The 16,041-nt window shown below is 65.9% G+C and carries 8 protein-coding genes; 5 read left to right on the forward strand and 3 right to left on the reverse strand.

Annotated elements, in window-relative coordinates:
• Positions 1–13: 13 nt before the first annotated feature.
• The 3 genes from ABZ406_RS27330 to ABZ406_RS27340 all read right to left on the reverse strand — a co-directional run bounded on the left by ABZ406_RS27330 (position 14) and on the right by ABZ406_RS27340 (position 3,167).
• Positions 14–2,356, reverse strand: coding sequence for a lantibiotic dehydratase family protein (locus ABZ406_RS27330; RefSeq protein WP_357767422.1), 2,343 nt, complete (start codon positions 2,354–2,356; stop codon positions 14–16).
• A gap of 227 nt (positions 2,357–2,583) precedes the next feature.
• The gene (locus ABZ406_RS27335) at positions 2,584–2,925 is read right to left on the reverse strand and encodes a hypothetical protein (protein ID WP_357767424.1); all 342 of its coding nucleotides are present in this window, start codon (positions 2,923–2,925) and stop codon (positions 2,584–2,586) included.
• On the reverse strand, positions 2,922–3,167 hold the full coding sequence (locus ABZ406_RS27340) for a hypothetical protein (protein WP_357767427.1): 246 nt from the start codon (positions 3,165–3,167) through the stop codon (positions 2,922–2,924). The genes ABZ406_RS27335 and ABZ406_RS27340 overlap by 4 nt, the downstream gene beginning before the upstream one ends.
• Before the next feature lie 570 nt (positions 3,168–3,737).
• On the opposite strand from ABZ406_RS27340, the gene ABZ406_RS27345 reads away from it, so the two are divergent.
• From ABZ406_RS27345 to ABZ406_RS27365, 5 genes are all read left to right on the forward strand, one after another.
• Positions 3,738–5,111: a tetratricopeptide repeat protein gene (locus ABZ406_RS27345; RefSeq protein ID WP_357767428.1), complete on the forward strand. Its 1,374-nt coding sequence runs from the start codon at positions 3,738–3,740 to the stop codon at positions 5,109–5,111.
• Complete coding sequence (locus ABZ406_RS27350; protein ID WP_357767431.1) at positions 5,111–6,088, forward strand: aminoglycoside phosphotransferase family protein; 978 nt, start codon at positions 5,111–5,113, stop codon at positions 6,086–6,088. The genes ABZ406_RS27345 and ABZ406_RS27350 overlap by 1 nt, the downstream gene beginning before the upstream one ends.
• Positions 6,089–6,296: 208 nt before the next feature.
• Entirely contained in the window at positions 6,297–7,475 is a 1,179-nt protein-coding gene (locus ABZ406_RS27355) for a serine/threonine-protein kinase (RefSeq protein ID WP_238647363.1), read from the forward strand.
• A gap of 64 nt (positions 7,476–7,539) precedes the next feature.
• The gene (locus ABZ406_RS27360; protein WP_357767436.1) at positions 7,540–10,494 is read left to right on the forward strand and encodes a DEAD/DEAH box helicase; all 2,955 of its coding nucleotides are present in this window, start codon (positions 7,540–7,542) and stop codon (positions 10,492–10,494) included.
• The gene (locus ABZ406_RS27365) at positions 10,491–16,019 is read left to right on the forward strand and encodes a class I SAM-dependent DNA methyltransferase (protein ID WP_357767439.1); all 5,529 of its coding nucleotides are present in this window, start codon (positions 10,491–10,493) and stop codon (positions 16,017–16,019) included. Before ABZ406_RS27360 ends, ABZ406_RS27365 begins: the two co-directional genes overlap by 4 nt.
• Positions 16,020–16,041 lie beyond the last annotated feature (22 nt).

Genomic DNA, 16,041 nt, shown 5'->3' on the forward strand with positions numbered 1-16,041 from the left:
TCGACAAGGAGCACTATGGAGAATCCGTCGCCGCGACGGCATTTATCGCCTCAAGCGAACTATCCGAGTCATGCGCGGGTACGTCCCGAGGTGTCTGTCCCTGGTCGCGCCCCATGACGCGGACCGGGGTGGGTGTTGGCAGCGGCGGCCAGGGTGGTGGTTCGGTGGAGTGCAGCGCGACGATGACCTCGTGGGGGCGGCCACCGCACCACCCGAGGTCATCCGGAGTGGGTGCCTCGACGAGGACCGCTCGCGGTGCGGTGAGCAGGTGGGTGCGCAGCAGGACGCGGTGCGCCGACTCGTCGAGATCCAGCGGAAGGCGCTGGTCGGCCTCGACCAGGTGCACCAGGCGCGGTAACCGCCGGCTCGCCCGCCATTGGTCGAAGGCGTCGTCCCAGGCATACCAGGGTTGTTGTCTGCCCGGTAGCTCGGCGGCCTCCAGGCGCCAGGTGGCCGTAGCCAGGATCGCTCGTCCGTAACGCACCCGGGGGAGGAAGGGCAGCTTCGCCTGGGCGGCGGCGCCCCAGTCGAAAGCCGTGACCTGGGCGCACTGGGCGCGTCCGAGTTCGATGAGGAACCGGGCCAGCGGGGGAGTGTGGCTGCGCAGGTTCAGCGCGTGCGTGCCGACCGCCTCGATCCGGTGGCCGCGATCGGGCACCGCGAGGTACATCCGTCGGCCGTCGCACCCCACCGCCAGGTCGTCGATGGTGAGCACAGATCGACTCGGCCATCGGTGCTCGGCCAGGCTGATCACCGTTGGCAGCACCCGGATGGCACGCGCGACGTGCGCGGTCGCGGGGTCGAGCGGCGGGAATGACACCTGGGCCGGCTTGGTGGCCCGGTCGCTGGCGGGTAGATCGGCCAAGCTGGCGACGAACCTTCCCGCGTCGCTCGGCCGCAGCACACTGAGGAAGCGTCCGGTGAGTCCGCCGGCGGCCCGGGACACGGACGTGACCTCGATCGTGAACCTGCCGTGCGTCAGGTCCTCTTCATCGGCGGCCTGCACGCGTACGCACGCCTCGAGGTGCGGAGGTAGGCGTAGCCGTTGTGGACACAGGTCCAACTGTGCGATCAGTGCGTCGTCGAGGGCGACCTCGATCGCGCCGTCGAGTGCCGCGCGTTGCGCTACGTTGAGAAGCACCTCGTCCCGGCGTGACATCGGTGAGCGAGGCTCGGGGGCAGAACTTCCTACATAGCCGTCTGGCAGGCCGATGCCGCTGTCCGGGTCAATCACTTCGCGTACCGGCACCAGCGAACCGACCCCATAGCGTTCGTAGAAGCGCTGGTGGTAGGTCAGCCATGCGGCGGTGCCGTACGGGTCAGCGCTCAGCCGGGTCAGCGCCAGTACGGCACGTTCCACCTCTCTGGATACCTGATCGGGGAGCGTCACCGAGGCGTCCAATCGGAGATCCACGGCGAGCGGCTCCTGCTCGGAGATCGCGAGACCCCGCATTTGCGATGCCACCAGCCGTCGGGCCGCCGTGGCGTCGCTGGGCTGCGCCCTGTTGTGACGGTGCAGCCCAGCATGGATCTCCTGCAGAGCGCCAACGACGTCAGCGACGGATGTGCCGATTCTGGCGCCGGCCTCGTCGAGCTGGCGCAGCAGGTACCCGAGCGCGTCCAGCTCTGTGCAGGGGGCGTGCAGGCTCGTGATGAGGGCGTGGTGCGCGATCAGCTGGTTGAGCATCGCCGTAACGTCCGCCGCCGATGTTTGTGGAAACGCTCCACGGAGCTGCGAGGCGAGGACCTCCAGCCGGATCGGGATGTGGGCTGCCTCGATGGCAGCCTGTACTGGTGCTGAGTGACGCAGGGATACCTCCGTCGATCCAACTTGGCGGTTGAGCCCAGGACTCGGCTGGTAGGGGAAGATCAGCCGTTCGTCGCGGACCGTCAGCGTGTTGTTCGCGACCACGGGTAGTCGGGAGAGCAGCTCCGGGCAGTGTTCGAGATGGGCGATCACGTCGGCGAGCCAGCCGGCACCTGCCCGGGCGATAGCCTGATGGTTTGTGCCCCAGCGGGTAGGTGCTTTCGAGCCGAATACGGCCGGCGCCACGCCGGCGAGCAGTTCGAACGGCGTGGGTCGACCCAGTAGGCGCTGCGCGTACCGGGCGACGGCGTGGACCGTCCGCCGTGTCTCGCGTACCGAAGCCACCTCACCCGCGCAGAGCTTCCTGACCTTCGCCGCGAGCACCGGGCTCGAGAGCATAACCGCCTCGACCACAGCGTCGATGGCCCAGACCTGCCGTAGCCAGCCGACCCAGGACGGCACGAGGTCGGGGCGAGATTCGGTCAGGTCTGGCCACGGGGGCAGGTCCACCGCCGGCTGGGCGACGGCGCGGACAAGTGCGTTGGTCATTGACCGGTAGGCGGGGGACTGAACGGAACGGCTCACATGATCACCTCGGTCTGACAGGGGCACCCGGCCGGCACCGACGGTTGTGGCGGTGCCCACCGGCCTTGCTGAGTCCGTTAATCAGGCGACGTTGGTGGTGCATGAGGTGCAGGTACTGCCGCAGCCGTCGTCGGCCAGCTCGGCGTCCGTACTTCTTGAACGGTCGCCGCTACCGGCGGAGATCGAGAGCGTCACCTCAAGCGCATGACCACCGTGTCGTCGGTGGCCGAGACGGTCGACGCCGGCACGAGCCGGAGGGCTGGGGCGGTCCGGGCGTACGCGGAAAAACGATCGCGGGTAGGGGTTCCGCCAGCCAGGGGTGCAGGGCCGGGATACGTGGCGATGACTCGAGCCGCCCAGAAGTAGTACTCGCACGGGAAAGGCTTGAGCTGGTGGAAGTAGACGTAACAGCCGAGACAGAAGCCGTCGTCGTCCTGATGGATGTCCAGGACGACGCTCGCGGTCGCACGGAACTCGCTGTCCGTGGAGGCTTGCGCGGACTGGCTCCGAGCCAGACCGGCGGAGACCTTCACGACGTTCTCTCCTTTTCGAAGTTGCCGAGCTCGCCATCGATCCAGACCAGCTCGGCGCCGTGGATGCGTTCGCAGTGGGCGGCTTTGCTGCAGAGGGCGACCGCCTGGCTGTCGATGCTCAACGAGATGGCGGAACCGTCGGGCAGTTCGATACCCCACGCGATGACCACGGGGCTGTCATCGCCGTCCGGGTAGCGCACCAAGGCGAACCGACGGGGAACCGTGATGTGATCGCCGATCATGAACCGGTCCTGTCCGGGGTCGGTACACGGCCGCGGATAGGCTGCCGACCCCTGAAAGTGGCTGTGTGGGGAGTGATCCGTGGTGGCGTGCCGGCGCACGATGGCACCGGCACGCCACCCCGGCACCAGTGGTCCGGCGCGGGATCGCACGGGGGACGACGATCCCGAGCAGCACAGACCTCCGGTGTACGCGGGCGGGAAGGCTGCCGACGTCTCGGGTCAACGCCTGCGTGCTCTCCTGCCGCGCGCTGGTCCGAGGCGAGCGGGCCTCCTGCACAGCACCCACCCCGAACCCGTCCCTGCCAGCCTCGTGACCGCCGTCTTCACCGAACGGAGACTGGTCGGTTCCGGTCGCCAACCCCTGAGCGGGAACCCGGAGCTGGCGGTGGCGTCTGGCTGGCATGGCAACGACCTTCGCCGATGCTGCCTGTTACCAGCTAGCCACTGGTGAGCGCCCCATGGTGGGCGTCTCACCGTGAGATGGCCGGCCGTGTCCTCTGCGGCAGGGCGGACATCCTGACAGGAGCCGACTACTCTGCGCAGTATCCGCAGCCGGAGGAGGTGGCATCCATGCAGCGGGTCGTCAGACCGCAGTGGTGGCACGAGGGCACCTATCGCGGCGTCGCCATGCGCGTACACCTCGCCCATCACGACATCGGAGCTGTTTTCGGCTTTCTCAAGGAGCGAGGCTTCAGCTGGTCGTCGGTCGCGGCCGCGACGGGCCTGGGCGCCAGCCGAGTCTCGGAAATCGCCGCAGTCCGGCGCATCGTCACCGACTACGCCGTCCTGGAGCGCATCGCTGAAGGGCTGCTTATCCCGCGGCACTACATGGGGCTGGCACTTGACGAACATGCTCAGCAATACCGGCAGGGGACGTCGGTCGAGCCGGTCGGAGTCGTTGCACCACTCGATCCTCGCGAGTTGCTCGGCGTCGTCGCAAGCATCGCGGTAGGCGCCATACCCGCCGACGTAGAGCGGTATTTGCCCAGCTCCCACGATGCTGCGGTCCCTGGTGCGGTCGGCCATGACGAGGTCGCCACCGTTCGAGCCGTGACCGCCTTTCACCGCCGGCTCGACGCTGCCGCCGGGGGAGGCCGGTGCCTGCAGTCCGCACGTGGCTACGTGGCATGGGCGACGCAGCTACTGCAGGTGAGGTGCACCGAGGGGGTGGCTGCCGCCCTGCACGACGCACTCGCCGAGCTGCACAACCTCGTCGGCTGGGTGGCGCACGATCTCGACGATCACGACATGGCGCGTCGGCATCTCACCCAAAGCCTCGTGCTGGCCCGACGGACTGACTCGCTGCCACTGCTGGCAAACACGCTGTACCGCCTCGGGCGGGTCTGCCTGCACCAGGAGCAGCCCGCAGAAGCATTGCAACTCTTCGGCCTTGGGCAGCTCGCGGCGCAGCAAGCCGCCTGTCATGCCAGCGTCGCCATGCTGCACGCCAACACCGCATGGGCCTACGCGCTCCTCGGCGCTGACCGCCAGGTCGTCGACAGTCTGGCCCGCGCACGACGCGAACTTGATCAGACAGACCTGGACAGCGCGCCGGCCTGGACTCACTTCGCGCTGACCGAGGCTGACGTCCATGGAATGTCCGCCGTCGTCTACTCCGCTCTGGCCCGTCACCCAGAGCACATGCGGTACGTCGACCGCGCTGCCGAGCACTCCCACCAGGCAGTGCGGCTGCGCCGCCCGCAAGATCGTCGGTCGTTCATCTTCGACACGATCTCGGTCGCCACGGCGAGTACTCTGGCCGGTGATCTCGCAACCGCTGGCGAGTACGGGATGAAGGCGGTGGGCCTGGTGGCGGATGGGATGCGATCAGCTCGTGTGAACGATCGTCTGAACGCACTGTGGGAGCTTGCCGCGCCGCAGGCCGCGCGGGAACCGGCGCTTGCTGCTCTCGGCAGCCGGATCGCGGAGCTGCAGGCGGACTGATGACCACCGCACTCAGCGATACCGTCGCCGCTGAGCTTCATGGCCGCCTGAGCGATGTCTGTGCTCAGATCGGCGTCGACCCGCATGGTGCCAGGCTCGTCAAGTACACGATGAACGCAGTCTTCGTGGCGCCACCGATCGCGATCCGACTTGCTGCCGGTGCCCATGCTGCGACGCTCGCCCGCCGGGTGGTGTCGGTGGCGGCCTGCCTTGAGAAGGTTGGCATGCCCTCCGTGCGGCTGGCGCCCGGCGTGCTGTCTCGGCCGGTCTTCAGTGGGGAGTGGGTCGCCACGGTCTGGCAGTACGTCCCGACTGTCGATGACGAGCCGAAGCCGGTCGACCTCGCTGCACCGCTGCTTGCGCTCCACAGCCTTGATGGGCTCGACGTGGCGCTGCCGCGCTGGTCGCCGATAGAGAAGTTTCGCCAGCGTCTCAACGCTGCCGCGGCGCTACCACACGAGGAAGCCGCTGAGCTGGAGCAATGGTCGAGGACGGAACTGGCGATTCCGGCCGCCGACCTGCTGCGCGATGTTCACCGGCGATGTGACGAGGTAGAAGAGGATCTCGAAAAAGTCGCGTGGCGGCTGCCGCCGGGGGTCATCCACGGGGACGCGCACACGGGGAACGTACTTCTTCGACCAGCAGGTGATCTTGCGCCTACCAGCTCAGTCCCGTTGCTCTGTGATCTAGACGGCCTGTGCATCGGGCCGCGGGAGTGGGATCTTGTACCGACCGCCCATGGGGCCACTCGGTTCGGCCGCTCACCTGCCGCCTACCAGGGTTTCGTCGATGCCTACGGATTCGATATCACCGCCTGGACGGGCTGGTCGGTCTTGCGTCAGATTCGAGATCTGCAGCTGGTCACCAGCACCATCGACTCTCTCGCCGGGCGGCCGGATGTCGCCCGTGAGCTGGGGCACCGCCTGCGATCACTGCTTGCCAACGATGTGAGCGCTACGTGGACGCGCTATCGCTGACGACAAGAGCTACCTCAGCACACGGCCCCGAGAGGATGCCTGGCAGTCGTTCGCTTTCGAACGCTCCATGAATCTCTTCCGCGCTTCATCGGTCGAATGGTGATCGAGCACGGACCGTGTGGGGCTCGCACGGATGTGTGTAGATCAGGCAGACTAGGCCCTTCAGTGGAGCACGCTGTACTGCGGCGGGAAGGGTGCATAGCGATACATGAGTGATGTTCCCGCCCAGATCGGTCGTTACTTGGTCAAGCGCAAGCTGGGTGCGGGCGGTATGGGGGAGGTGTTCCTCGCGTACTCGCCGGCCGGTTCGCCAGTAGCTGTGAAGCTCATCCGTAGTGACCGGCTGGATCCCAGCACCCGTGCTCGCTTTGAGCGGGAGGCCTCGATCGCGAGGACGGTAATCGGTACGAATCGGGTTGCACGGTTCCTGGAGGCAGATCCATACGCCGCACGGCCATGGTTGGCCATGGAGTACGTCCCCGGCTACACCCTGCTCCAGTACGTGGACGAGTACCGAGCACTTCCACTGCCACTGGTGGCGAGCTTGGGTGCGTTGGTGGCTGAAGGACTCGAGGCGGTGCATGACTCTGGTCTGCTGCACCGAGACTTGAAACCGCAGAACGTCATGCTCGGCGCCGACGGTCCAATGATCATCGACTTCGGCTTGGCTGCGCTGCAGGATGCGTCTTCATCCCACGACTCGCTGTCGCACAGCGGCATGATCATCGGTTCGGTGCGCTGCATGCCGCCTGAGCAGGCGGGCGGGAACCCAAGGGTCACGGCAGCGGCCGACGTGTATGCGTTAGGCACAGTGTTGCTCTACGCTGCCGCCGCCCACTACCCGTACGACGGCCGGACTTGGCAGGCGATCGTCACTCAGGTGACCGACCCCCGCGCCGAGCCGGACCTCAGCGACGCGCCGCCACCCCTCCTCCCGCTGCTGCGGTCGATGCTTGCTCACGAGCCAGAGATGCGTCCGTCGGTGATCGAGGTGGCCGAGGCGTGCGCGGCCCTAATGCGCGGTGTGAAGATCACGCCCGCCGACGCACGGTTGGCCCTGATCGCGCGGACGACCGCCGTGCATCCGTCGCTGCGTGGGGACCAGGTGCCGCCGATCTCGATCGAGGAGCGGCTCGCGGAGATGAGCCCCAAGGTCGGAGAGGAGCAGCCAGGTCCGCTTGATGTCCCGCCGATCGCCCCTCCTGAAGCCGAGACCGAGGCGGAATCCCCGGAATCTCTGCCCGAGGCCGCACCTCGACCTGCCCCCGATGCTCCAGAGGCGCGGAGTCCGGCCGGTCGTCCGCCGAGACGGCCTGGTCGGGGTCCCGCCTCCACCCGGGTCGCGCAGGAGCTACGAGCCGAGTACGCGACGCAGCCGACCCTGTAGAAAGGTCACCGAGATAGCGGCAGCCTGGGTGGCCGACTGGACTGGAAGAAGGATCGGAGCGAGGGTGAGCGTCGAGGCCGAGGCCGTAGTCAGCGTGAAGCGCGTGTCGGCTGGCTATCCGCCGGGTTCGCAGGTTCTGGTGCGCGACGAGCAGTGGCTGGTACGCAAGTGCACCTACACCAAGCGCGACAAGTGGATGATCGAGGTCACCGGCGTATCACCGTTTGTGCGCGGCGTCGAGGCCGTCTTCTATCAGCGACTCGACGACATCAGGGTGCTCGACCCGCGGAAGACCGAGCTGGTGGCCGACGACTCCGCCCACCATCGGCGGGCTCGCCTATTCCTGGAGGCCGTGTTCCGCAAGACCGCCCTGCCCCAGACCGAGCACGGGCTGGCGTTGGCGGAAGGCTTCCTGATGAACCGCCAGGTACACCAGCTCCGCCCAGCCGAGCTAGCGCTGTCGATGAAGAACCCTCAACCGCGCATCCTGATCGCCGACGTCGTCGGTCTGGGTAAAACCCTGGAGATCGGCATCCTGCTGGCTGAGCTGATACGGCGTGGCCGGGGCGAGCGGATCCTGGTAGTCACCCCGCAGCACGTACTCGAGCAGTTCCAGCGGGAAGTATGGACGAGGTTCGCCATCCCGCTGGTGCGCCTCGACTCGACCGGGATCCAACGGGTCCAGCGGGAAATTCCCGCTGGACGGAACCCCTTTGCGTACTTCAAGCGCGTGATCATCTCAGTGGACACGTTGAAGAGCGACGTCTACGCCCATCACCTGGAGCGGACGGACTGGGACGCGGTGGTCATCGACGAGTCCCACAACCTCGTCAATCGCGGCACCCAGAACAACCAGCTGGCCCGGTTGCTGGCGCGCCGAACCGACGCATTGGTGCTTGCCTCGGCCACCCCGCACAACGGCAGGGCAGAGTCGTTCGCTGAGCTGATCCGGATGCTTGACGAGGCGGCAATCGCCGATCCTCAGAAGTACGACGTCAGCGACCTCGAACACCTGTACATCCGGCGTACAAAGAACTCTCCGGAGGTTCGAGAAGGACTTGCAGGCGCCTGGGCTGATCGCGGCCCATCATTGCCGATCCACGCACCCGCTAGCGACGCAGAAGCGGCGGTCTTCGCCGAGCTGATCGCCCGGTGGATCCCCGGGAACGGCGGCTCGTCGGTCAGCACTTCGCGCCTCGTGCCGTACCAACTGCTGAAATCGTTCCTCTCTTCGCACCGGGCACTGCTGGCAACCATAAAGACTCGGCTAAATACCCTCGACGTTACGCTTCCTGAACAGTCGGCCGACTGGGCCCGACGCGCCGAGCTGGCCGCCCTGATCACGCTGCGCAAGCTTGCCGAGCGCATCAAAGACGAGGACTCAGCGAAGCTGGATGCTTTGGTGGCACAGCTAGAGGAGTTCGGCATCGGCCCCGGTTCGGACACCCGCGTCGTGATCTTCTCGGAGAGCGTCCCGACCCTGAACTGGCTGGCTGACACTGTGCCGACCGCACTCGGCTTCGCACCTAGTGGGAGTGCCGATGCCCGTAAGCCATGGCTTGCGTTCGGCGGAGTGGCGCAGGTAATGCATCGCGACGTCACGGCCGGCGAGGAGCAGCAGCGAATCGTGGAGCGGTTCGGATTGCGCGGCGATCCGGTACGGCTGCTCTTCACAGGTGATATCGCCTCGGAGGGCGTCAACCTCCACCAGCAGTGCCACCTGCTGATTCACTACGACCTGCCCTGGTCGCTGATCAGGATCGAGCAGCGCAACGGCCGAATCGACCGTTACGGTCAGCAGCACCAGCCGCAGTTCCGGGCGTTGCTGCTCACCTGCGATCTGCCCTGGTCCACCGATCCTGAGACGGGTCAGGACCGGACCTTGGACGATCGGCTGGTCGGCGAAAAGCTGTTGCAGCGGGAGGCCGAGGCGCACAAGATCGACGGGTCGGCCGAGGCAGCCACCGGTCTGTTCCGCCCGGAAGACGAAGAGAAGCGGTTGATCAAGGACCTGGTCGCCGGCCGTACCGTCGAGCAGTCAATCAAAACTTCCCGACAGAGCGGTGCGGCGTTCCTCGCTGGGCTCGTCGGCCAGGTGGGCGCAGTGCCGGAACGCCCGGAGGTGCCGCGTGCGAAGGTGCTCAGCCTCTTCTCCTCCACGGCCGACTACTTCGAGGAAGGTCTCCGGCAAGTCTGCCGGCCCAATCCTGAGGACCAACTGTCCCTGCGGCGCGACAACGACGGCACCATCGCGTTCGAGCCGTCGCCAGACCTGCTCTACCGGCTGCGGTCGTTGCCCAAGGCGTACCTGACCGAGCAGCAGATCCTGCCAACGCCGGACCGCCCCGGACGAATGCGGATCACCTTCTCCAAGCAACTTGCCGAGGCCCGGCTGACGGCGGCTCGGGAAAGCTCCGACTCGCAATGGCCTAGTGTGTCCTACGTCACTGAGGTGCACCCGGTGCTGGACTGGCTGACCGACAAGGTCCTGGTGGAAATCGGCCGGCATGAAGCGCCTGTCCTGGCCGCGGCCGTCTCGGAGCCAGTCTTCCTGGTCCAGGGCATCGCCTCGAATAGGCTGGGACGCCCGACGATCGTAGAATGGATGGCCGTCAGTGGGTTGCCGCATCAGCGAAGCACCAGGCGGCTGACCCCGGAGTTGCTCGGCGACTACGGTCTCGGGCCCCGGATGCCGGCTCGAGCCGTCCCACGTGACTTGCACGGCCTTAAGGAGCTGGTGCCGGCGGCCATCGATGAAGCCTGCCGCTATTTCGAGAGCCTTGAGGGCGACTACCGACGGCAGATCGAGAGCACGTTGCAGCCGTACCGGAAACGGGTTAACCGGTGGCAGCAGGAGGCATTGTTCGCGGGCCCTCGCCCGAACCGGCGAAGTGTCGACTCAACCGCCGAGCGGCTGATGCAGCTCGTCGCATCGCTCGAGTCGGTGGGCACGCCGATGTTCCGCCTGCTCGCCGTCCTGGAACCGCTGACCGACCGCACGGGGGATGCAGCCGCATGAGTGCCGACTACGACTCGTTTACCAACCGCGGCGAGTACCTCTCAGCACACTACGTCGCCGAGGAACTGAGCACCGATCTCAAGAAAGGCATCTTTACCACCTGGGCTGCCCGGGAGAGCGATGAGAATGATCCCCGCAAGAGCCCTCGCGAGCGGGTCAGGGCCCTACGCGCCATCTATCTGGGGGAGGAGGATCGCCGGTATTTCGCCAGCGCCGCAAACTCCGATGGCGACGGTCCGGTCCGGCTGGCTACCTACGGCAATGCCGAGTGGCAGAAGCGGGTCACCGACTGGCACCAGGATGTGCTGCGTGCGCTCGGTTATGACGCCACGCCGGCTGAGGTCACCGTGCACCGCTCGGGACGCGTGCACACTCTGACGGTCGCATTCCATGGCGATGGCGTCGTCGCCGTCGACTGCGGTTGGACGGCAGACAACGATGCCGCGCTTGACCACACAGGCGCGGGACGGCTGCTGCACCCTCTGCGAGTCTCCGGTAACGAGCGGTATGAGACCGGCGCGGCCCTCGCCTCCTGGCTGTTCCAGAGTGAGGTGGGCGGCGCCGACGGAACCCGTCCCCGGTTCATTCTGCTCCTGCACGGCGGCGTGATCGTCCTCGCCGACCGAAATTCCTGGGCTGAGGGCCGCTACTTCGCCGTCAACCTCGATGCCGCCCTGGAACGCTACGACCGGTCCCAAACTGGCGAGTTAGCCACCATCGCCGCGTTGCTCAGCCTCGACATGCTGCGCCCCGGCGACAATGACACTGCCCCTGCCCTTGACGAATTGCTGAAGAGGTCAAGCACCAACGCCGTCGGCGTCTCCAAGGAGCTCCGCCAAGGCCTTCAACGCTCAGTCGAGATCATCGCCAACGAGGTCCTGCACCGAATGGCGGAATCGGGCAACAACGTCAGTCCCGCAGACATTGAAAGTCCAAAGATTCCTTTCGCCCGTGAGCTCACCCGTGAGTGCCTGCGCTACCTGTACCGCATCCTCTTCCTACTGTACGCGGAGGCACGCCCCGAGCTGGGCATCCTGCCTGCGGACGACGGCAGCTACGAGTCCGGGTACTCGATGGCGCGGCTCCGCGAGCTGGTCGCCCGGGACGAAGAACTCGTCGAGGAGGAGGCGAAGAACGGCCTTCACCTGTTCCTCTCGCTCGACGTGTTGTTCAACAAGGTGAACTACGGGCATCGGGCATACGGCACAGAGCCAGACGACGACCAGCCCGACGACGACGAGCAAACTCGTGCGGAAAAAGCTGCGCGCCGCAGCGAGGACATAGGCCTCCGGTTCGAGGCCTTGCGCAGTGAACTCTTCGAGCCCAAGGCCATCCGCCTCATCGGTCGCCGGGTGTTTGATCCGCGCAGCGACGAGGACGACGACCCTCGCTGGCTCGACCTTCAGCTGCGCAACTCAGCCCTGCATGCGGTGCTGCGCCTGCTCACTATGAAGAAGGGCAAGCGCGGCGAACGAGGTGGCTTCATCTCCTACCGCAACCTCGGCATCAACCAGCTCGGTGCCGTCTACGAGGGGCTGATGTCGTACACCGGCATCATCGCCAACGAGGAACTGTGCGAGGTCGCTCGTGGCGGTGACCCAGAGCAGGGATCGTGGCTAGTCCCGGCCCACCGACAGAGCGACTACCCGGAGGCGACTCTCGTTCGTTACACCGAGGAGGACGCCCGCCGCGGCCTTCGTGGCCCCAAGAAGTACGAGAAGGGGTCCTTCGTCTACCGGCTTGCCGGCCGGGACCGGGAGACCTCGGCCTCCTACTACACGCCCGAGGCGCTAACCAAGGTGACGGTCGAGCTGGCCCTGAAGGAACGCCTCGATCAGGAACGAGGCGCAGATGGCGATGTGATCAAGACGCGGGCAGCGGAGCTGCTCTCGTACAAGATCTGCGAACCGGCGTTGGGCTCGGGGGCCTTCCTCAACGAGGCGATTAATCAGGTCGCCGAGGAGTACCTGCGCCGTCGGCAGAACGAGCTTGGCCAGTCAATTCCGTCGGCTGACGTCTTGACGGAGAAGCAGCGGGTCAAGGCGTACATCGCACTGCACAACGCCTACGGGGTCGACCTCAATGCGACTGGCGTCGAGCTGGCAGAGGTGTCTTTGTGGCTGAACACCATGCACCCCGGCATGCGCGCGCCCTGGTTCGGGTTGCACCTCCGGCGTGGCAACTCACTCGTTGGCGCCCGCCGCGCTGTCTTCGCCGGTGAGGACGTCTCATCTCCGGCTAAGGCTTGGTTGAAGGCGAAGGGCGGCCTGTCCCCGACCCCCCTGCCGATGCGCGACGAGGACGGCCGACTGCAGCATCTGCCACACGACGCCGTGCACCAGTTCCTACTGCCCGCACCCGGCTGGGCGGCGGTTGCCAACTCTGCCGAAGCTAAGAAGCTTGAGTCGACGCAGACGGCGAAGTTGTCGGCTTGGAAAAAGGGCATCCTCCAGCGGCCGACCCGCAGTACCGCCCACCTCAACGCCGACGGTACGCCGAAGCTGAACCCCCGCACGAAGCAGCCAAAGGTGGAAGCTGCCTCCCAGTTCACCCGGCTGCGTGACGCTGCTCGACGCGTTGAGTTCCTCTGGTCGGTCGTGGTCAAGCGGATGGAGATCTCGGAGCGAGAGATCGCCCGCCGGATCCCAGTCTGGGGCGCAGACCCTGACGATCCTGAGTTTCGCTTTCTCCGGCGACCGGGGCAGGCGGTGCCAAAGGAGAAGGTCCTGCAGGACCTCTTCGAAGCGGTTGACACACCGTACTGGCGGCTCAAAATGGTCATGGACGCCTGGTGCGCGCTCTGGTTCTGGCCCGCCGATCAGGTCGCCCTGATCGATGGCACGGATGCAGAGTACGCGGTGGCGGCTGCGATGGGTCCGGACAGTCTGGCCGAGCTACTCGGCGGCGTAACCCCCAGCGGGGAACCACCAAGCGATTTGCCGTCATCCCAGGAACCGGCAAGCCTGATTGCTGCACCACCAGCAGCGGCAACCCCGTCGGTGGGACCCGCCATCTTTCGGCCGATGATGCTCTTCCCGATGGATGGGGATCAGACGACCTTCGACGAGCTCGGGTGGGGCACGACGAACGATCCGGAACCGTACGTCCCGAAGCCACGGACCCCACTAACTAAGAAGGCTCCAAAGCCGAAGGCGGTCGCCCGGCGCCGCGTCATTCCTCTCAAGGACCTCAACGACTGGCTCGACTTCCTCGAAGCCATGCTTGGGACCAGCGACATTCCGCAAGACACCTTCCTCGACGCGTACGACAGCCTGGACGCGCTCAAGGAGTTCGAGGCGCTCCTGCCCGAATTCATGGGCATGGACACCAGGAATCCGGAGGAGCGTTTTCCGTGGCTTCGGATCGTCCGAGACATCGCAGAACGGCAGGGCTTCCTGCACTGGGAGTTGGAGTTCGCCCTCATCTTCGCCGAGCACGGCGGTTTCGACCTCCAAGTCGGCAACCCCCCATGGGTACGGCCGCGGTGGGACGCCGACGCCGTCCTCGCCGAACACGAACCGTGGTTCGAGTTGGAGGAACGGCCCTCCGAGCTCGAGAAGGAGCGTCGGCGCCGCGAGCTTCTCCGGCGTTTCAAGGTCAAGCAATACGTTCTCCGTGAGCTGACCGAGAACAGCGCCCACGTCGCGCTGTTGGGTTCTTCGCAGGTGTACCCGCTGCTTGTCAGAACTCAGCCAGACCTCTATCGCGCCTTCATGTGCCAGGTCTGGACACACACCTCACCGAAGGGGAGCGTCGGGCTTCTGCATCCCGACACCCACTTCACCGGCGAGAAGGAGGGGCCGCTACGAGCGGCCGCCTACCAGAGGCTGCGCATCCACGGTGACTTCGTCAACTCCGGACAGCGGTTCTTTCCTGAGCCTGTGGGCCACACGGCTCATTTCGGAGTACACATCTACGGACCGATCAAGACGATCCGCTTCGACCACCTGTCATGGCTCGTGTCTGCGGATGCTCTGCGGCTTTCACGTCATCACGACGGCTCCGGGGAGACCCCTGGCATCCGTTACCGCCACCGTGAGTTCGACGAACGCCCGCATCGGACTCGCGTCGTCTCTGTCGACGAGACTGTCCTGGCAACGTGGCGCCAACTGCTCGACGAGGAGGACCGGCCGCTCACCCAGGCCCGTCTACTCTTCCCGGTCAGCACGGCCGAAGCGGCCGCTATCGAGGCCCTCGCGGCATACCCGTTGCGGCTTGGCGCACTCGACCCACAAATCTCACGAGGCTTCGACGAGTCTGGGGCAAAGAAGACAAGGCTGATTGAATATAACCGGGTTGACCCTGCCACTGGTAAGGAGTATCAGCCAACGGCCTGGGACGAGGTGATTTTCAAGGGCACCCAGTTGAGTACAGCGACACCGGTTTTCAAGCGGCACGATGCGAACAGCAACGACCCTTATGGGGTCGACCTCGTCAGCCTCCCCCCTGACTTCGTGCCTGACACCGAGTATGTGCGGGTTGCCGGTCGGGAGGCCGGCTATCGCGACGCGCCCGACCGGTGGGTCGACGACGCCGAACTCGCCCGCCTCCGGACAGACGAGAGCGCTGTCTCCGACGCCCGTTCCTTCATTGCGGAAGTCGAGGGTATAGCCGAGGCAGATGTCGCGCCGGACAAGGTGGACTCTGTCCTTATAGAAAGGTCTCGCCGCCCCTACCTTAACTTCTTCCGATTCGCGTGGCGTGAGATGGTGGCCCCGAATACAGAGCGCAGCCTTTACTGCGCCATAATTCCCCCGGGGCCGGCGCACACTAACGGTGTTCGCAGCGCCCGGGTGTTGAATGATCGGATGACTGCACTGATGGCAGGCATGTGGGCCTCTATCCCTATCGACTATTTGCTCCGCGCAACGGGCACCGGTCATCTTGACGTTGGCCGGGCCGGCGCTCTGCCCGCACCCTCACTAGATCACCCCCTTGTACCAGCATTGCTGCTGCGGTCACTACGGCTCAACTGTCTCACCTCGGCGTACGCCGATCTCTGGGAAGAACTGTTCGATCCAGTCTGGAGAGACACCGAGTCGTGGGCGTACGACTGGGAAGGGCTGCCACCACTTCAGGATGTTGACTCGGAGTGGCGACTCGAGACGCCGTTGCGCACTGAACGGGCCCGACGCTCCGCACTTGTCGAGATTGATGCACTCGCCGCAGTCTGGTTGGGCATGGATGCCGACGCCCTCATCGCCGCCTACCGGGGCCGGTTCCCCGTGCTGCAGAAGTACGAAGCGGTGACCTGGTTCGACGCGGAGGGTTGGAAGCTCGCCGGCAATGCCCGGACGATCGGCCAGCGGCAGTCCAAGACGACGTGGGCGCAGTTCGAGGCGTATCAGAGTGACAAGACCGTGCCGAGGACGGTGCCGGCGCCGGAGGGCTACACCCCGCCCTTCTACAAGGCGGAGCGCGAAAAGGAGATGCGCGAGGCGCATGCGGTGTTCTTGGCCAGGCTGGATGCTGCGATCGCTCGGGGTGACTGGGATCCGATGACTCGGAAGGCGGCGACGGCGTGAGGCCTACCCTCCAGGCACGCGG

It is taken from the genome of Micromonospora sp. NPDC005710, assembly GCF_040630995.1.
Classification (GTDB): Bacteria; Actinomycetota; Actinomycetes; order Mycobacteriales; family Micromonosporaceae; genus Micromonospora.

Excerpts from the sequence above, each read along its gene's own strand:
- ABZ406_RS27350 (WP_357767431.1), top strand. The coding sequence starts at position 5,111 with ATGACCACCGCACTCAGCGATACCGTCGCCGCTGAGCTTCATGGCCGC.
- ABZ406_RS27340 (WP_357767427.1), bottom strand. The coding sequence starts at position 3,167 with ATGATCGGCGATCACATCACGGTTCCCCGTCGGTTCGCCTTGGTGCGC.
- ABZ406_RS27345 (WP_357767428.1), top strand. The coding sequence starts at position 3,738 with ATGCAGCGGGTCGTCAGACCGCAGTGGTGGCACGAGGGCACCTATCGC.
- ABZ406_RS27330 (WP_357767422.1), bottom strand. The coding sequence starts at position 2,356 with ATGACCAACGCACTTGTCCGCGCCGTCGCCCAGCCGGCGGTGGACCTG.
- ABZ406_RS27365 (WP_357767439.1), top strand. The coding sequence starts at position 10,491 with ATGAGTGCCGACTACGACTCGTTTACCAACCGCGGCGAGTACCTCTCA.
- ABZ406_RS27355 (WP_238647363.1), top strand. The coding sequence starts at position 6,297 with ATGAGTGATGTTCCCGCCCAGATCGGTCGTTACTTGGTCAAGCGCAAG.